This window comes from Neobacillus soli NBRC 102451 (genome assembly GCF_001591665.1).
In the GTDB taxonomy this organism is placed as follows: Bacteria; Bacillota; Bacilli; order Bacillales; family Cytobacillaceae; genus Neobacillus; species Neobacillus soli.
In genome coordinates this window covers 1-17,043 of record NZ_BCVI01000015.1, presented here as the reverse complement: position 1 = coordinate 17,043, position 17,043 = coordinate 1, and the positions used below count along the sequence as shown (strand labels likewise).

Genomic DNA, 17,043 nt, shown 5'->3' with positions numbered 1-17,043 from the left:
AAACCCCCTTAGTTTCGATTATGCAAAAACTCCAGTAAGTCATTCTTGTCGAGTGCGTTTATTACGGATGATTTTTTAATCCAACCTTTCTTGGCGGTGGATACACCAATTTCCATATGCTTTAAGGTATCCATTTTATGGGCATCCGTATTGATGAGGATTTTCACACCAGCATCCTGTGCCTTTCGTAAATGTTCAGAGGCAAGGTCAAGCCGATTGGGATTGGCATTCAATTCTAAAGCCGTATTGGTTTCTTTTGCCAGTTCAATCAGTAAATCGATGTCGATATCGTATCCTTGGCGGCGGCCGATTTTTCTGCCGGTAGGATGGGCAATTAAATCAACATGGGCATTCGTTAACGCTGTTTTTAGCCGCTCCATAATCTTTTCCTTTGATTGGGAAAAAGCAGAATGAATCGAGGCAATAACGAAATCCATGTCAGCAAGAAACTCATCCTCAAAGTCCAATGTCCCGTCCGGCAGGATGTCCATTTCCACCCCGGATAGGATTAGAAAATCCTCGTATTTTTCATTTAATTTTTTAATTTCTTCTCTTTGTTTCAGCAGTCTTTCTTTTGTTAGTCCGTTAGCAACCTTTAAATACTGCGAATGGTCGGTAATGGCCATATATTGATAACCCCTGGCGCGGCATGCTTCTGCCATTTGTGTAATGGAATGGGCACCGTCACTCCAGGTTGAATGCATATGAAGATCACCCTTGATATCTTCTAGCTCGATTAACTCCTCAGCGGGGGAGAATGTCTCGACCTCTTTCCCATCTTCCCTAATCTCAGGTGGAATAAACGGGAGGTCAAAATGCTGGAAAAATTCTTCTTCCGATGCAAAGGTACGAAATTCTCCTGTCTCGACGTTTTCCACACCGTATTCACTGATTTTCTCACCGCGCTCTTTCGCCAGCTGCCTCATCCGGACATTATGTTCCTTCGATCCAGTAAAATGGTGTAAGGTAGTGATAAATTCCTCTGGTTTGACCAGGCGAAAATCGACGGAAACATCATAGTCGCGTTCGATAACTATGGAAACCTTTGTATCGCCGGCACCAATAACCTCTTTTATATTCGGCAATTCTAGCAGATGCTGACGGACGCTTGTGGGTTGATTCGTTGCGATAATAAAATCAAGATCTTTAATTGTTTCTCTCATTCTTCTTAGACTGCCGGCCCTTGAAAAACGATTGATATCCGGTAGTTCCGTAAGCCATGCTTCAATTTGCTGAGCAATTGGAAGCATATATGCCAGCGGCAGGCGTTCTGGTCTTGTGCCGACATTGGCAATCGCGCTTAAGATTTTTTCTTCTGTCTTTTTACCAAAACCTGCTAGTGCTTGGACTTGCTCTGCTTCACAGGCTTTCTTTAAACTAGAGACATCTGTAATCCCTAACTCCTTGTAGAGTTTGGCGATTTTCTTGCCGCCAAGGCCAGGGAGCTGCAGTAACGGGATCAAGCCTGTGGGAACTTCCTCCTTCAGCTCTTTTAATACTGATGAGGATCCCTCTTTTATGTATTCATCAATGACAGCTGCAGTACCTTTACCGATTCCCGCTATCGTTGTATAGTCCTCAATTTCCGATAAGTCTCGTTCATCTGCTTCGAGCGCCCCGGCTGCCTTTCGGAAGGCTGAAACCTTAAATGGGTTCTCCCCTTTTAATTCCATATAAATAGCAATCGTTTCTAATAAACGAAGTAATTCCTTTTTATTCATTTCCATGTTATCCACCTGCCTTGTATATTGCCTCTTCATTTTAGCTTATTTATGGGAGAAAAGAAAAACTTCTCTGCTACAGAGAAGTTATAAGCAGCTAAAATATTCAATTCACAGGTTCTTTATTTGCTGTGAAAGGATAGGCGTGTGATTTACAATTGCCTTCGCTAGAACGGAATGGTCCAAGGGAGTTTGGAGAAGTTCCATTGGAATTAACGCAGCAATATATAATAAAATAAAAATAACTAAATAGACTTCGAGGAATCCAAAGATGCCTCCCGCCCATACATTTAACTGCTTAAGTACGGGCAGATGGGCGACAAAATCAAGCATGGAGCCAATAATTTGCATGATCACCTTTGCCGCAAAAAAGATGATAACAAAGGCAATGGCACGATAGAAGGCGGTTTCCATATCACTGCTATCCGTTAATATTTTTAACGCAGCCAAATTTCCAAAGTTCGGATAGGGAATCCACAGCGTTAACTTTGGTGCCAGCTCGGCGTAGTATGAATATGCGGCTATGTATGCAATAATAAAACCTATGAAATGAACAAGCTGCAGAATTAAGCCTCTTTTAAGGCCTATGAAAAATCCCATAATTAAAAGTATGATAATTGCTAAATCCACCATGATTATTTAGTCCTTTTCTTTTAGTAGTTCTGATTGGAGCCGTTCCAGTTGGTCTTTCATTTTCAGATAATCATTGACTGCATTTACGGCTGTTAAAACGGCGAGTTTACCCGAGTCTAGAGTTGGATTCCTAAAACTGATTTCGCGCATTTTATCGTCAACTAATGATGCCACATTCCGAATATGACTTGGACTTTCGGTACCCATAATGACGTATTGCTGTCCGTATATATCAACGGTTGTTCTGTTTTTTTGTGTATTTGACAACGTAAATGCCTCCATTCAGCGAATCCTACTCTATATCATAACACGAATTAATAGAAGTCGAAAAGTCAAACAATTTAAGAGGTATTTTATATTTACTAGAAATGTGGTGTTTTACAATGGGTAATGTTGTTATTAATCTGGAAATGAATAAGATTATTGAAATGAAAAGTTATTATGGAAAGAATCTTTTAGATAAAAACATACCAGGAAGTGTGTTTGCTGCGAAAACTCCCGCCTGTATGATCACAGCATATAAATCCGGAAAAGTGCTGTTCCAGGGGAATGATTGTGAAAAAGAAGCAAGTAAATGGGGAGGCAGTGCTAGTGCACCAGCTAAAAAGACGGTTGCTTCCAAAGGGAAATCTGCGGCAGCAGCGAAGGGCGACCTGCCTCTTGGGATCGGCGGGATGTCCGTAATTGGCTCAGATGAAGTTGGTACCGGTGACTTTTTCGGCCCGATTACTGTTGTTGCTGCTTATGTTAGAAAAGAAGATATCCCGTTATTAAAGGAATTAGGTGTGCGCGATTCAAAGGATTTAAATGATGAAAAAATTATTGCGATTGCCAAGGTCATCAAGGATATTGTTCCCTTTAGCTTAATGACTCTTAAAAACGAAAAATATAATCAGGTTCAACAAGCGGGGTGGTCGCAAGGAAAAATGAAGGCCATCCTTCATAATCAGGCAATTTTAAATGTGCTGGGGAAAATTTCACCGGTAAAGCCTGAGGCGATCCTTATCGATCAATTTGTTCAGGCGAGTACCTATTTTCAACACTTGAAGGGGCAAAAAGCGATTGCTAGAGAAGATGTTTGTTTTAGCACGAAAGCGGAAGGCATCCATTTGGCGGTTGCGGCTGCAAGCATTCTCGCCCGCTATGCCTTTGTCCAATATATTGATAAACTTAGCGAGGCGGCCGGCTTTAAAATTCCGAAAGGTGCCGGGGCCCAGGTTGATGTTGCCGCTGCAAAACTGATTGTCAATAAAGGGCGAGACATCCTGCCATCTTTCGTTAAGCTCCATTTCGCTAATACTGATAAAGCGCTGGCGATTGTAAATAAAAAGAGGAACTAGGTTGTTTTTTCGGGATGCTATCGAATAAATATAAAGAAACGGTGTTTGGAGGGGTATTAGTGGCGAATCGACTAAGTGAAGCGGAAGTTACTTCAACGGTTGCTGAATTAACAGGATGGAAATTAGACGGTAAATTTATTGTAAAAAAATATCGTTTTCGGGAATTTTTAAAGGGTGTGGCGTTCGTAAATGAAATTGCTGCGCTTTCGGAGGAAAAAAATCATCACCCGTTTATTGCGATTGATTATAAATTAGTGACGTTAAGGCTAACCTCATGGAATGCGGGGGGATTGACCGATTTAGATGTTGCCTTGGCGAAAAACTATGATGTTATTTATGGAAAAATTTAATTTTAAAGAGGTTGCCCCATGGGTTAGGTGGTGGGCAGCCTCTTTTGCTATCTTAACAGGAAAATTTATTGTAAATCGGTTGATTTTGTGTGAATTCTACCTGTTTATTGGCGAATCAACGAATTTTTAACTAATAACTTTTAATTTGATAGTAATTTTTCAAAAAAGTAATAGATTCGTCGAGCAAAATAGTCATTTTGGCCTATTTTAGTAAAGGACAATTACCTCTTAAATATTTTATTTGCGAAAATATACGGTTTATTTGCGAATCTGGGTATTTTATTTGCGAATTCGAGCCTTTTATTTGCGAATTACCCTGTTTTATTTGCGAATCGATTTTTTGACGCAATCATCCCACGGGAATTTAACTGGGGAGTACGTGCGCATCCTTTTTGTTCCGGATTGAATTAGATTTGCAGAACGCAGCAATCTCCCAGCGGTATCGATAGAATCTAAATGAGCAAACTCACGAAACTGCTGATTTGTTATTTTCGTATCAATAAGTAAAAAGTAATCCGTCAGCGCTTGTATATGAGCATCGTTTGAATATTCACCACACTTGATGCAGTACCATTTCTGTTTCTTACGAATAAGGGGAAAATGATTGCAAGCTGGGCCAAAAACACCGGTTATTAAATCTGTCTTATTAATTTCATATTTATTTAAAATATAATTTGTCGGGATTGTATTCATTTTTACGAGAAGTCGGCTCAGTTTCCGAAGATCTTTCGTACTGAGGACTGGCTCAGAATATAGTTTCTCAAAATACTTAATTTTACTATTGAAAACATCTGCCTTACATACCCGTGGCTTCACTTTATGAGCGTTTTTTCCGGTGATGACATATGAGGAATAGTTATTGCTGATGACCACTAGGTAATCAATTGGGACTTGGGGAAATTTATGCTCAGCCATCAATTTCCTTAAGTACTCTTGATGCCTTTCTGCCTGGGCAACCGGATACTGATAACCTTTTTCCTTTTCATTGTTTATCTGGAGAAATTGTTCATTTTCGGTATCAAAAATTAATTTGCCGGCCATATTTTTCACTTCAATTATTAAGGCGAATTCTGGTGTCAGGAGAAGAGTATCAATTTGGCAATTATAATCACCATCTGGAAGATTTAAATCGTGGAGAATTAAGTATTTATCAATTGGAAGGCGACGTAAATAATAATCTAGAGCTACTTCTCCTTTGTAACCCGCTTGCCTCCTTCCGAGTTCCTCTAAAATTTGCTGATATTTAGGGTAATTCAGTGGCAGACGGCGGCATAATGCCTGCAAAATTAGAATTACTAAGGGAATTGTCCTTTCTTTTATAACCAATATGATCACTCCTTTCATTTTATATAAAAATTTCGTAAAATCCATCAAGATTCCTGCCGAATTTTAGCGAAATTCGTTAACGTTTTATGTCTATTAAATTTTATCAGTGCTTTTGAGTAATTTATCAGTGAATTTATCATATTTATCAGCGAATCTGCACCATATATCAGCGAATTTTACATTTTATCAGCGAATCGGATATTCCCACTAAAAAAAAGAAAAGGCCAGCCCGAAATCTAACATTTCGAGCCAGCCTCTATTGATTAACCTCTTAAAACCGCGCCTGCTTTTTCTTTTAAAGCATCAAGCACTCGCTCATGAACCTTGGTAACTTCTTCATCCGTCAGTGTACGCTCCGGAGCAAGATATTTTAATGAAAAAGCAATTGATTTTTTGCCTTCCTCCATCTTGTCACCCTCATATAAATCAAACACATGAACCTCTTTCAGAAGCGGAGCACCTGCTGTTAAAATGATCTCTCTTAAGGTGCCTGACACCGTTTCTCTGTTTACCACAAGGGCAATGTCTCTTGTGATTGATGGGAAGCGTGGGATGGCTTCGTATTGTAACACTGGTGCGTTTGCTTCGAGCACTGCTTTCAATGAAAGTTCGAATACATACGTATCTTTCAAATCAAGTTCTTTTTGAACATTTGGGTGTACTTGGCCGACAAAGCCGATTTTCTCGCTGCCTAGAAGGATTTCCGCTGTACGGCCAGGATGCATTCCCTCCACCTGTGCTTGAACGTATTGGACACGCTCTGTAAGGCCAAGCTTCGCAAACATTCCTTCTAAAATTCCTTTGACAACGTAGAAGTCAACTGCCTTCTTTTCACCCTGCCATGAATTATTCAGCATTAGTCCCGTAATGGCCCCTGCTAAATGTTCTTTTTCAACCGGAAGTGAGTCTACCCCATTGGCCAAGAATACGGCGCCGGTTTCATACACTGCTAGGCTGTCATTTTGACGGGCACTGTTATATTTCAATACTTCTAATAGCTGCGGCATGATGCTTAAGCGAAGCACGCTGCGCTCTTCACTCATTGGCATTGCTAAACGAATGGTATCGCGTTGTTCAAGAGCAAATTGGGTGGCTTTATCTTCACTTGTTAAAGAATAAGTAACAGCCTGGTACAAGCCTGCCCCTTCAAGATATTGACGAACTTCACGGCGCTTCTTCTGATAGTCCGATAAATTCCCTGGAGTGGATGAACCAATTGGGAGGGTCATCGGAATATTGTCATAACCATACAAACGTGCAACCTCTTCCACTAAATCTTCTTCAATTCTGATATCGCCGCGGCGCGTTGGAGCCGTTACCGTAATCAAATCTCCTTCAATACTCACCGGAAATTGAAGACGGTTGAAGATATCTTTTACATCTGCCATTACAAGTTCCGTACCAAGGACACGATTAATTTTTTCTAAAGTAATTGAAACAACTGCTGGCTCAATGGTAAGTGTATCAGCTTCGGCTGCTCCTTCTAAAACTTCACCGCCGGCGTACATCGCCATTAAGTAAGCCGCACGTTCACCTGCTGCTCGAACGCGCTTCGGATCCACACCTTTTTCAAAACGAGCGCTTGCTTCACTTCTTAAGCCGTGGTCTTTCGATGCTTTTCTAACGGTTCCACCACTAAAATAAGCTGATTCTAATAAAACAGTAGTTGTGTCTGATGATACCTCTGAATTCGCTCCGCCCATCACACCAGCAAGGGCAACAGGCTCTACACCATTGGTAATCACAAGATGTTCAGATGTTAATGTCCGTTCTGTATCATCAAGCGTTATAAACTTTTCACCATCTACTGCACGGCGGACAAGGATTTCCTTGGATCCTAAACGTTCATAATCAAACGCATGTAACGGCTGACCGTATTCTAATAAAATATAGTTCGTAATATCAACGACATTATTATGTGGACGAATGCCCGCTGACATTAGTCGCGTCTGCATCCATAGTGGTGACGGACCGATTTTTACATTTTTAATCAGTTTTGCCACATATAACGGGTTATCTTCTTTTGCCTCAACAACTATTTTTACATAATCAGAAGCTTTTTCAGCAGCCGGCTCGAGGTTCGTTTCCGGAAGCTTTACCTCTCTGCCAAGAATGGCTGCTACTTCATAGGCAACCCCGAGCATGCTCAAGCAATCAGCACGGTTCGGTGTTAAACTAAGCTCTAGGACTTCATCGTCTCTATTTAACAAAGCAAGAGCATCTACTCCAACTTCAGCATCGGCTGGAAAAACAAAGATCCCCTCGGAATATTCTTTCGGAACAACCTTGCCTTCCATCCCAAGCTCAGTTAGGGAACAAATCATTCCGTTCGATTCTTCACCGCGAAGCTTCGCCCGCTTAATTTTAAAATTACCCGGTAAAACAGCACCAGCCTTAGCCACGGCAACCTTTTGTCCTTGTGCCACATTCGGTGCACCGCAAATAATTTGTACAGGCTGGTCTTCGCCAACATCAACAAGACATTTGCTTAATTTATCGGCATTTGGGTGCTGCACGCGTTCAAGTACGTGACCGACTACAACCCCTTTAATGCCTTCGTTAAGAATTTCAACGCCTTCCACTTCAATCCCGCTTTTAGTGATTTTTTCCGCCAATTCAGCTGCGGTTACTCCAGTTAAATCGATATAATCTTCGAGCCATTTATATGAAACGAACATGTCGTCATCCTCCTTGTTATCCAGCTTCAGCACCAAGGCGCTACAGCATTTATTCCTACTCGTGTTTAGAAAACTGTTTTAAAAATCTAACGTCATTTGTATAAAAATGTCTGATGTCATCGACACCGTATTTCAACATCGCAATCCGCTCTGGTCCCATACCGAAGGCGAATCCCGTGTATTTTTTAGAATCATAACCAGCCATCTCAAGGACGTTTGGATGTACCATCCCGGCACCAAGAATTTCAATCCAGCCTGTTTGCTTACAAACGCTGCAGCCTTTGCCGCCGCAAATTTTACAAGAGATATCCATTTCAACAGATGGCTCTGTGAACGGGAAGAAGCTTGGTCTTAGACGGATTTCGCGGTCTTCTCCGAACATCTTTTTTGCAAATATCTCCAATGTCCCTTTCAGGTCGCTCATGCGGATATTCTCGCCAACCACAAGGCCCTCGATTTGCATGAACTGGTGGGAGTGTGTCGCGTCGTCATTATCACGGCGGTACACTTTACCCGGGCAAATAATTTTGATTGGTCCCTTGCCTTGATGCTTTTCCATCGTCCGCGCTTGAACCGGCGAGGTGTGAGTTCGCATTAAAATCTCGTCTGTGATATAAAAAGAGTCCTGCATGTCGCGTGCCGGGTGACCCTTCGGTAAATTTAGGGCTTCAAAGTTATAATAGTCTTGTTCTACCTCTGGTCCTTCAGCGACCTGATAGCCCATTCCAATAAATAAGTCTTCAATTTCCTCAATGATTCTTGTGAGTGGATGGTGGTTTCCAACCTTTACTGGACGTCCTGGCAGGGTCACATCTATGCTTTCAGATGCTAATTTTTCAAGGACAGCAGCTTCTTCCAATCCCTTTTGTTTTGTCTCAAGTTTAACGGCAATTGCTTCACGAACCTCGTTAGCGAGTGCTCCCATGACTGGGCGTTCTTCAGCAGACAGCTTGCCCATGCCGCGCAGTACCTCTGTGATTGGGCCTTTTTTGCCTAAATAAGCAACGCGGATATCATTTAATTCTTTTAAGCTTGCAGACTGTTCAATCCTTTGAATAGCCTCTTCCTGCAATTCCTTTAAACGTTCTTGCATGTCTATTCCTCCTTCAATTTTCGACAATTTTCGGGTGGTGACAGGCACCGAGAAAAAACAAAAAAACCCCATCCCTGGTAAGGGACGAGGTTTATAGTTCGCGGTACCACCCTTGTAAACACGATATGTAAAAAACACAAGTGTTCGCTTCATTCGGATAACGGCATGTGCCGGTGCACCTTTACATTCTTCTAAGAAAAATGGTCCCGATGCCAACTCGGGAGGTGAACTTCTCAAGCTCAGAACCATAAAAGTGCTTTCAGTCGCGGCACTTTCTCCCTAAATGGTCTTTGACAAGATACTTTTCTCCGTCATCGTTTTTATTCTTATTAATATTGTTCATTATTATATAATATTTACTTACAAGAGGTCAAACTTGTTTACGTCTATTTTTTCAAATAATAAAGCAGGATTCCGGTTGCAACGGCCACATTGAGTGATTCGCTTTTTCCATAAATCGGGATATAGAGGTTGGCCGTGGTGCTTGCAAGGATATCCTTGCCGACACCGTTACCTTCGTTCCCAACAATCAGGGCAAATGAATCACCCCTTGAAATTTCAGTATATTCAGATGCCCCTTCTAATGCTGTACCGTAAACCGGGATATTCTCTCCTTGAAGTTTGTCCACCCATTGATGTAGGTCGCCCCTGATAATCGGAAGGTGAAAGTGGCTTCCCTGCGCCGATCTTAGCACCTTTGAGTTAAAAATATCAACACTGCCATGCCCAACGACAACAGCATCGATTCCGGCCGCATCGGCTGTGCGGATCATCGTTCCAAGATTTCCCGGATCCTGAACGGCATCGACAAAAAGGAAAGTTTTCGCCTGTTGAGCTTCCATATTTGCTTGGCGGCAGACGGCATAAATCCCTTGCGGCGCTTCGGTATCCGAAAGTGAATTTGAAATTTCCTCCGTAACGATGATAACAGGCGTACTAGCAGTATCCCAGCGCGGCAGGTCCACTTTTTCAGAAATAATGATTTCCATCATTTGTTCGCCTTGTTTAAGAGCTTCCTCAACTAAATGAAAGCCTTCAACTAAAAATGTTCCTGACTTGTCCCGCTCTTTTTTGGTCAAAAGTTTTTTCCATTGTTTTACTTTAGGATTACTTAAAGATTCAATATGTTTCAAAACCTGCTCCCCTTTAAAATTACTCATATGATTTTATCATTATAGCCTAACAAAAATACATAATAAAACAAAAATTAGAAAACCTATTAAAGAAATACAGATTAAATAGGAGTGTGTAGTCATGAACCTAAATTTGCGCAATGCCATTGTTCACAATGTTTCTGGCAATACTCAAGAACAATTAGAAGATACAATTGTTGATGCGATTCAAAATGGGGAAGAAAAAATGCTTCCTGGCTTAGGTGTTTTATTTGAAATCATATGGCAACATTCATCGGAAGAAGACAAGAAGGAAATGCTTGCAACCCTTGAAAGTGGGTTAAAATAAGGTCTTAAGCTGCCAATCGTTAAGATTGGCAGCTTTTTTCAGCCATAAGTGAGTTTTTCAGCTAAAATAGATGCATTATTAGCGGAAAATACAGGTATAGCGGTGAATTCTCAAGGTCTATTCCTAAACTTTTGCGTTCTAATAGCAGATTTTCAGGTTCTATTTGCGAATCCGGGCTGTTTATTTGCGAATCAGAGCTGTTTATTTGCGTTTCTGGGCGCTTTATTTGCGAATCCTAAAAAAACCTTCTAAAAGAAAAGATCCCCAGCCAGAAACTGCACTGAGAATCTCCGAAACTATTTATTCAAACGTAATCTTATCAACTGTCTCACGGTCCAGGCGCTTAATGACTTCGACAATCAACTTCACTGCGTTTTCGAAATCGTCACGATGGAGCATCGCGGCATGTGAATGAATATAACGGGTTGCAATCGTAATCGCAAGCGCAGGAACCCCATTATGCGTCAAATGAATAGACCCAGCGTCCGTACCACCGCCAGGAATAGACTCGAATTGATAAGGGATGTTCAATTCATCAGCTGTGTCAGTAACTAAGTCACGCAAGCCTTTATGGGCGACAAGGGATGCATCATATATGACCACTTGTGGTCCTTTCCCCATTTTGCTCATTGCCTCTTTTTCTGAAATCCCAGGAGTATCGCCAGCGATACCAACATCGACCGCAAAACCAATATCAGGCTGAATTTTGTACGTTGCCGTCTTGGCACCGCGCAATCCCACCTCTTCTTGAACTGCCCCAACGCCATAAACAACGTTTGGATGCTCAACACCCTGTAATTGCTTCAATACATCAATGGCAATCGCGCAGCCAATCCGGTTATCCCAAGCCTTAGCCAAAAGCATCTTCTCATTGTTCATCACCGTGAATTCGAAATATGGCACGACCATATCGCCGGGACGAACGCCCCATTCCTGAACTTCTTCACGGCTTGAAGCACCGATATCAATAAACATATCTTTAATTTCAACTGGCTTCTTGCGGGCTTCAGCTGTTAATATATGTGGCGGTTTGGAACCGATAATCCCGGTAACATCACCTTTTTTGGTGACAATCGTGACGCGCTGAGCGAGCATAACCTGGCCCCACCAGCCGCCAACGGGTTGAAAACGAAGGAAACCCTTTTCATCGATTTGGGTAATCATGAAACCGACTTCATCTAAGTGACCAGCTACCATAATTTTCGGACCGCCGTCCTTACCAACCTTTTTAGCAATTAAACTGCCAAGTCCATCCGTTGAAATTTCATCTGCAAATGGTTCTATGTATTTCTTCATCACTTCCCGTACTTCACGCTCATTGCCGGGAATTCCTTTGGCATCGGTTAATTCTTTTAACATCGTTAATGTTTCATCCAGTTTTGCCATCTATTTGCCCCCTCATATGTATTTACGACATTTATTATACAGAAAATAGCGACTACTTAACAAACTTTCTGCTAATAGTTATTCTGCTGTCTCAGATAATTTACTTCGTTTTTTCGGAAATATGCCTGTTCCATTTCCTCATTTTTAAATCCAAGCGATAAAGCCAACTGTAAATAAGCGGCAAATAACTTTGAATAATCTTCAAACCCCTTACTCTTTTGAAAAATATTAATCAATTCATAGACGGCAATAAACTGCTCAGTCACATCCAAGGTTGTTTCGTTCTCATTCAAATCAAATTGACGCTTTTCAAACCCAAGCTCAATTCCTAGTGACAAAATGAAGTGAATCCCGTCGACAAATTCCTCAAGAATCACTTCCTTAGCAGAAGATGGCTTAACACTCCAAAACTTAAAACTGCGTGTTTCATTAGCTAATTCACCTATTTCCACAAGCAAGGCAAGCACTTTCTTATCAAATAAATCTTTATCCTGAAGCTGATGCTTTTCTTCAATATGTCTGTCCAAGCCTTTTTGCATTTGAAACAGTTTTTCAAGCTCCATACTAATCACCACTCCTTGTTAAAAATTATATCAAAATGAAAAATGAATGAAACCTTTTTCCTTCTGCTTCGTATTACAAGAAAAATGGATGTAGGAGGCTTAGCCATGGTTTGGTTGGTGCGCTTCGTATTGTTGTTCTTTATATTTTTCTTTTTTTATTTTGCGTTAAAATTCCTTTTTACATCAAAACGAAAACTTGAGGCTGCCCGTAAACAGAAACGCTTTTTGCTGCTCGATAATGAAGATGTCAGAAAGAACTTCCTGCTCACCTATCAAGGTGTTGTTTTTGCAGGGGAAAAATACATGGGTACGGCGGATAACACCTTTGATGTTGTCTCCATTTCTATTTGGCCAGAGAATTCCATTTCACTTAAAGGGCTGATAAAGGATGACTTTATATATATGGATAAAAAGATCCTTGAGCGGTATCCCCATGCAAAAATCAATTGGAAAAGTCCTGTGAAGGAATTTTTATAGCAATAAGAAAAGCTGAAGCGCCCTAGGCGCTGAAGCTAGATAATAGCCGCCTTCACCGCGGCTTTTTACATTAGCGCTTTTATGAAAAGAACAAGTTCAATAACTGCAAGGAAAGGAAAGCCAAATTTAAATGAAAGATGCTTCGTTTTGTGACGATAAAGCTGCATACCAGCCGTCGTTCCGACAGCCCCTCCAAAAAGCGCCACAAGCCAGAGTGTCCTCTCACTAATTCTGTATTGATGCTTTTTTGCTCGCTTTTTATCCTCTCCCATAATCAAAAGCCCTGAAATATTCATGACAAGAAAGGCCACTAACAATATAGTCAAATGCTGCATCCCCTTATTAGAAAAAGCCATCCTCATCTCAGAGAATGGCTTTTATCAAAAATTACTTGTTGTATTGTTGTTTTGCTGCGTTTGCTAATTCAGCAAATGCATTTATATCGCTAACTGCTAATTCAGCAAGCATCTTGCGGTTTACTTCGATACCAGCAAGCTTTAAGCCATGCATTAAACGGCTGTAAGAAAGACCGTTCATACGAGCTGCTGCGTTGATACGAGTAATCCAAAGTTTGCGGAAGTCGCGCTTCTTCTGGCGACGATCGCGGTAAGCATACATAAATGATTTCATAACCTGTTGGTTAGCAACCTTATATAATGTATGTTTAGAACCGTAATAACCTTTTGCTAATTTTAAAACTTTTTTACGACGCTTGCGCGTAACTGTACCGCCTTTTACACGTGGCATGTAATTTCCCTCCAATATATAAATCGATCACTTTTAGATTACTTCACGTAAGTTAACATTTGACGAATGCGTTTGAAATCACCTTTAGAAACAAGGGATGATTTGCGAAGTTTACGTTTTGCTTTTGTAGATTTGTTTGCAAATAAGTGGCTTGTATATGCGTGGTCACGTTTTAACTGACCAGAACCAGTTTTCTTGATACGCTTTGCACCGCCACGGTGAGTTTTCATTTTTGGCATTGGGATATCCTCCTTATAACTTGTCGATTTTAGGTGCTAGAACTAGGAACATACTCCGTCCATCCATTTTAGGATGTGACTCGATGGTCGCAACTTCCTTGCACGCCTCGGAAAAACGGTCTAACACTCGTTGACCAATTTCTTTATGGGTAATCGCCCGGCCCTTGAAACGGATTGAAGCTTTTACCTTATCGCCTTTTTCCAAAAACTTAATGGCATTACGCAGCTTTGTATTAAAGTCATGCTCATCAATTGTTGGGCTGAGACGAACTTCTTTAGTAATGATGATCTTTTGATTCTTACGAGCTTCTTTGTCTTTCTTTTGCTGCTCGAATTTATATTTGCCATAGTCCATAATTCGGCCTACCGGAGGCTTTGCATTTGGTGCTACAAGTACCAAATCAAGATTCACTCGTCCGGCGATCTCTAACGCTTCAAACTTGGTTTTAATCCCCAACTGCTCGCCGTTTTGATCAATCAGACGAATTTCACGAGCGCGTATACCCTCATTTAACAACATGTCTTTGCTAATAATTAGCCACCTCCAAGGATTTATCACGAATACTTTCTTCCGGGTCAAGAAATCAAGACTATCCTTTTCAACCCTTCATGAATAATGCCATTGCTGAATCGACAGGTATAAAAAACTTTTTAGCAGTGCGATTGCTTAAGTACACAAACAAAAAAAGTGTGGATGAATGCACCCACACTTTACAGAACATAAGTAATGAAACCAAAAAGTTCACGTAAAACCTGCCAACTGCCAATTGCGTCAATCAGGTGAGAAGCGGGTGCTTCTTCTTTTCCCAAAACAAGTATTCTATTTTCACCTTAGTAACTATAACATATACAAAGACGTAATGTCAAACGAACTATTTTTCTTTGACAACGAAATTTAGTTTAACAAGAAATTAAAAATTATTCAACATATTTTTTTCCCTTTTCAAAAAAGAAAGAGAGGCTTAAAGCCTCCCTGGTATTAAAATTATCCTTTTTGCACTTCTGCCTTAATCGAAGCGAGAAACTCAGCAAAAGGCTTGGTTTCGGAGTTTTGTTCGCCATATTTACGGATGTTTACGGCCTGATCTTCGACCTCTTTATCACCAACAACAAGCATATATGGTATTTTTTGCATTTGAGCTTCGCGGATTTTATAGCCGACTTTTTCATCACGGCCATCCAGTTCGACACGGAAGCCTTCATTTTGAAGCTGTTCTTGAACTTGTTTCGCATAATCATAATGCGCACCCGGCGATACTGGAATGACTTGAACCTGTACAGGAGCTAGCCATGTTGGGAATGCTCCCTTGTATTCTTCGATTAAGAAAGCTACAAATCGTTCCATTGTTGATACGACACCGCGGTGGATAACAACAGGACGGTGCTGTTTACCATCTTCACCGACATAACTTAAATCAAAACGCTCCGGCAGTAAGAAGTCTAATTGAACAGTGGATAATGTTTCATCCTTACCTAACGCTGTTCTCACTTGAACATCAAGCTTAGGGCCGTAGAAGGCTGCTTCTCCTTCTGCCTCATAATAATCAAGTCCAAGGTCATCCATGGCTTCCTTCAGCATTCCCTGCGCTTTCTCCCACATTGCATCGTCATCAAAATACTTTTCAGTATCCTGAGGGTCACGGTAGGAAAGACGGAAGGAATAATCATTAAGATTAAAGTCTTTATAGACGGCTAAAATAAGGTTCACAACCCGCTTGAATTCGTCCTTAATTTGATCTGGACGAACAAATATGTGGGCATCATTTAAAGTCATTCCCCGAACACGCTGTAATCCTGATAGTGCTCCGGACATTTCATAACGATGCATTGTTCCTAGCTCGGCGATCCGAATCGGAAGCTCACGATAACTGTGAATCGCATTTTTGTATACCATCATGTGGTGCGGGCAATTCATTGGGCGAAGGACTAATTGCTCGTTATCCATATCCATTACCGGGAACATGTCTTCTTGATAATGGTCCCAGTGACCGGAAGTTTTATAAAGATCAACACTGCCCATTACAGGTGTATAAACATGGTCGTAACCAAGGCGTACCTCCTTGTCGACAATATAGCGCTCGACGATACGGCGGATTGTTGCACCTTTAGGGAGCCATAACGGTAATCCCTGTCCAACTAATTGGGAATTAGTGAAAAGGCTCAATTCTTTCCCTATTTTACGATGGTCACGCTCTTTCGCCTCTTCAAGCAGGCGAAGATGTTCTGCTAAGTCTTCCTTTTTGAAAAAAGCAGTTCCATAAATGCGCTGGAGCATTTTATTGTCACTATTGCCTCTCCAATACGCACCAGCAATACTCAATAATTTAAATTCTTTTATTTTTCCAGTTGATGGGACGTGAACACCGCGGCAAAGGTCGAAAAATTCACCCTGCTCGTAGATTGTCACTGTTTCCTCATCAGGAATAGCTTCAATTAGTTCAAGCTTATATGGGTCGCCAGCTTCTTTAAATAGCTGGACAGCGTCCGCACGGCTTATTTCCTTGCGAACAATTTCAAGGTTTTCATTAACGATTTTCGCCATCTCTTTCTCAATCTTCGGCAGGTCTTCAGGTGTTAATGATTCCTCAAGGTCCATATCGTAATAAAATCCACCTTCGATAACGGGTCCAACACCAAGATTTACTTCCGGATACAGCCTTCTTACCGCTTGTGCCATTAGGTGTGCTGTACTGTGGCGCAATACCTCTAGCGCATCACTAGAACCAGGTGCAACGATTTCTATGGAACCGGCTTCTAGAATCGGACGGCGAAGATCAACCATTTGTCCATTCCATTTCCCGGCAATCGCCTTTTTCTTCAGGCCCGGGCTGATGGAAGCGGCAATATCTTCCGTTGTTGTCGCGCGAGGGAACTCCTTTACTGCCCCATCCGGAAACGAAATCTTAACAACGTCTGACATAATAATTCCTCCTTTAATTTGAAAGTCAGTTTCGACTTAGTTTAGTGTCCAGCTCCAGCGCCCAGCGGCTAGTGGACTTCGCTCTTCTCCCTACAATAAGTCAAGCACG

At 41.3% G+C, this 17,043-nt stretch carries 18 protein-coding genes and 2 other annotated features; of the genes, 4 read left to right on the top strand and 14 right to left on the bottom strand.

Features of this window, described 5'->3' with window-relative positions:
• Positions 1-8 precede the first annotated feature (8 nt).
• The 3 genes from polX to zapA all read right to left on the bottom strand — a co-directional run bounded on the left by polX (position 9) and on the right by zapA (position 2,621).
• Positions 9-1,727, bottom strand: a complete 1,719-nt coding sequence (polX, locus tag BSO02S_RS05445) for a DNA polymerase/3'-5' exonuclease PolX (RefSeq protein WP_066063643.1) — start codon at positions 1,725-1,727, stop codon at positions 9-11.
• Positions 1,728-1,832: 105 nt separating this feature from the next.
• On the bottom strand, positions 1,833-2,354 hold the full coding sequence (locus BSO02S_RS05440; RefSeq protein ID WP_066063640.1) for a CvpA family protein: 522 nt from the start codon (positions 2,352-2,354) through the stop codon (positions 1,833-1,835).
• Positions 2,355-2,360: 6 nt separating this feature from the next.
• Complete coding sequence (gene zapA, locus BSO02S_RS05435) at positions 2,361-2,621, bottom strand: cell division protein ZapA (RefSeq protein WP_066063637.1); 261 nt, start codon at positions 2,619-2,621, stop codon at positions 2,361-2,363.
• A 116-nt stretch (positions 2,622-2,737) separates the two neighbouring features.
• Here zapA and rnhC point away from each other — a divergent pair, with 116 nt between their 5' ends.
• Together rnhC and BSO02S_RS05425 are read left to right on the top strand one after the other, a co-directional pair.
• Entirely contained in the window at positions 2,738-3,694 is a 957-nt protein-coding gene (rnhC, locus tag BSO02S_RS05430; protein WP_066063634.1) for a ribonuclease HIII, read from the top strand.
• A 59-nt stretch (positions 3,695-3,753) separates the two neighbouring features.
• Entirely contained in the window at positions 3,754-4,044 is a 291-nt protein-coding gene (locus tag BSO02S_RS05425) for a 4a-hydroxytetrahydrobiopterin dehydratase (RefSeq protein WP_096190941.1), read from the top strand.
• 321 nt (positions 4,045-4,365) lie between these two features.
• On the opposite strand, the gene BSO02S_RS05420 is transcribed toward BSO02S_RS05425, so the two are convergent.
• From BSO02S_RS05420 to BSO02S_RS05405, 4 genes are all read right to left on the bottom strand, one after another.
• Positions 4,366-5,370: a nuclease-related domain-containing protein gene (locus tag BSO02S_RS05420; RefSeq protein WP_169802720.1), complete on the bottom strand. Its 1,005-nt coding sequence runs from the start codon at positions 5,368-5,370 to the stop codon at positions 4,366-4,368.
• Positions 5,371-5,633: 263 nt separating this feature from the next.
• Positions 5,634-8,048 (bottom strand): phenylalanine--tRNA ligase subunit beta, encoded by a 2,415-nt coding sequence (pheT, locus tag BSO02S_RS05415; RefSeq protein ID WP_066063628.1) that lies wholly within the window; start codon positions 8,046-8,048, stop codon positions 5,634-5,636.
• A 55-nt stretch (positions 8,049-8,103) separates the two neighbouring features.
• Entirely contained in the window at positions 8,104-9,141 is a 1,038-nt protein-coding gene (gene pheS, locus BSO02S_RS05410; protein ID WP_066063625.1) for a phenylalanine--tRNA ligase subunit alpha, read from the bottom strand.
• Between the two features lie 77 nt (positions 9,142-9,218).
• Positions 9,219-9,465 (bottom strand) — a binding site (T-box leader).
• 62 nt (positions 9,466-9,527) lie between these two features.
• On the bottom strand, positions 9,528-10,274 hold the full coding sequence (locus BSO02S_RS05405) for a TrmH family RNA methyltransferase (RefSeq protein WP_066063623.1): 747 nt from the start codon (positions 10,272-10,274) through the stop codon (positions 9,528-9,530).
• Between the two features lie 121 nt (positions 10,275-10,395).
• Here BSO02S_RS05405 and sspI point away from each other — a divergent pair, with 121 nt between their 5' ends.
• Complete coding sequence (gene sspI / locus BSO02S_RS05400; protein ID WP_066063622.1) at positions 10,396-10,602, top strand: small acid-soluble spore protein SspI; 207 nt, start codon at positions 10,396-10,398, stop codon at positions 10,600-10,602.
• Between the two features lie 300 nt (positions 10,603-10,902).
• Here sspI and BSO02S_RS05395 read toward each other — a convergent pair whose 3' ends face one another.
• Positions 10,903-11,988, bottom strand: a complete 1,086-nt coding sequence (locus BSO02S_RS05395; protein ID WP_066063620.1) for a M42 family metallopeptidase — start codon at positions 11,986-11,988, stop codon at positions 10,903-10,905.
• Between the two features lie 71 nt (positions 11,989-12,059).
• Positions 12,060-12,551, bottom strand: coding sequence for a dUTP diphosphatase (locus BSO02S_RS05390; RefSeq protein WP_066063618.1), 492 nt, complete (start codon positions 12,549-12,551; stop codon positions 12,060-12,062).
• Positions 12,552-12,656: 105 nt separating this feature from the next.
• Between BSO02S_RS05390 and BSO02S_RS05385 the strand changes: the two genes are divergently transcribed.
• A complete protein-coding gene (locus tag BSO02S_RS05385) occupies positions 12,657-13,028 on the top strand; it encodes a sigma-w pathway protein ysdB (RefSeq protein ID WP_066063616.1) in 372 nt (123 codons plus the stop codon).
• Between the two features lie 65 nt (positions 13,029-13,093).
• Here the strand turns inward: BSO02S_RS05385 and BSO02S_RS05380 are convergent, their stop codons facing one another.
• The 5 genes from BSO02S_RS05380 to thrS form a co-directional block, all read right to left on the bottom strand.
• On the bottom strand, positions 13,094-13,363 hold the full coding sequence (locus tag BSO02S_RS05380) for a DUF1294 domain-containing protein (RefSeq protein ID WP_066063759.1): 270 nt from the start codon (positions 13,361-13,363) through the stop codon (positions 13,094-13,096).
• A 52-nt stretch (positions 13,364-13,415) separates the two neighbouring features.
• Positions 13,416-13,775 carry a 50S ribosomal protein L20 gene (gene rplT / locus BSO02S_RS05375; RefSeq protein ID WP_066063614.1) on the bottom strand — a complete coding sequence of 120 codons (360 nt, stop codon included), beginning with the start codon at positions 13,773-13,775 and terminating at the stop codon, positions 13,416-13,418.
• 38 nt (positions 13,776-13,813) lie between these two features.
• Positions 13,814-14,014, bottom strand: coding sequence for a 50S ribosomal protein L35 (gene rpmI / locus BSO02S_RS05370; RefSeq protein ID WP_066063611.1), 201 nt, complete (start codon positions 14,012-14,014; stop codon positions 13,814-13,816).
• A 13-nt stretch (positions 14,015-14,027) separates the two neighbouring features.
• Positions 14,028-14,534 carry a translation initiation factor IF-3 gene (gene infC, locus BSO02S_RS05365; RefSeq protein WP_066063609.1) on the bottom strand — a complete coding sequence of 169 codons (507 nt, stop codon included), beginning with the start codon at positions 14,532-14,534 and terminating at the stop codon, positions 14,028-14,030.
• 156 nt (positions 14,535-14,690) lie between these two features.
• Positions 14,691-14,823 (bottom strand) — a sequence feature (ribosomal protein L20 leader region).
• A gap of 176 nt (positions 14,824-14,999) precedes the next feature.
• Complete coding sequence (thrS, locus tag BSO02S_RS05360) at positions 15,000-16,934, bottom strand: threonine--tRNA ligase (RefSeq protein ID WP_066063607.1); 1,935 nt, start codon at positions 16,932-16,934, stop codon at positions 15,000-15,002.
• Positions 16,935-17,043 lie beyond the last annotated feature (109 nt).

Bases quoted from the DNA above. Each gene is read 5' to 3' on its own strand.
- rplT (WP_066063614.1), bottom strand. From the start codon at position 13,775: ATGCCACGTGTAAAAGGCGGTACAGTTACGCGCAAGCGTCGTAAAAAA.
- BSO02S_RS05380 (WP_066063759.1), bottom strand. From the start codon at position 13,363: ATGCAGCATTTGACTATATTGTTAGTGGCCTTTCTTGTCATGAATATT.
- BSO02S_RS05440 (WP_066063640.1), bottom strand. From the start codon at position 2,354: ATGGTGGATTTAGCAATTATCATACTTTTAATTATGGGATTTTTCATA.
- polX (WP_066063643.1), bottom strand. From the start codon at position 1,727: ATGGAAATGAATAAAAAGGAATTACTTCGTTTATTAGAAACGATTGCT.
- pheS (WP_066063625.1), bottom strand. From the start codon at position 9,141: ATGCAAGAACGTTTAAAGGAATTGCAGGAAGAGGCTATTCAAAGGATT.
- thrS (WP_066063607.1), bottom strand. From the start codon at position 16,934: ATGTCAGACGTTGTTAAGATTTCGTTTCCGGATGGGGCAGTAAAGGAG.
- BSO02S_RS05385 (WP_066063616.1), top strand. From the start codon at position 12,657: ATGGTTTGGTTGGTGCGCTTCGTATTGTTGTTCTTTATATTTTTCTTT.
- sspI (WP_066063622.1), top strand. From the start codon at position 10,396: ATGAACCTAAATTTGCGCAATGCCATTGTTCACAATGTTTCTGGCAAT.
- rpmI (WP_066063611.1), bottom strand. From the start codon at position 14,014: ATGCCAAAAATGAAAACTCACCGTGGCGGTGCAAAGCGTATCAAGAAA.
- infC (WP_066063609.1), bottom strand. From the start codon at position 14,534: ATGTTGTTAAATGAGGGTATACGCGCTCGTGAAATTCGTCTGATTGAT.
- BSO02S_RS05390 (WP_066063618.1), bottom strand. From the start codon at position 12,551: ATGGAGCTTGAAAAACTGTTTCAAATGCAAAAAGGCTTGGACAGACAT.
- rnhC (WP_066063634.1), top strand. From the start codon at position 2,738: ATGGGTAATGTTGTTATTAATCTGGAAATGAATAAGATTATTGAAATG.
- pheT (WP_066063628.1), bottom strand. From the start codon at position 8,048: ATGTTCGTTTCATATAAATGGCTCGAAGATTATATCGATTTAACTGGA.
- BSO02S_RS05395 (WP_066063620.1), bottom strand. From the start codon at position 11,988: ATGGCAAAACTGGATGAAACATTAACGATGTTAAAAGAATTAACCGAT.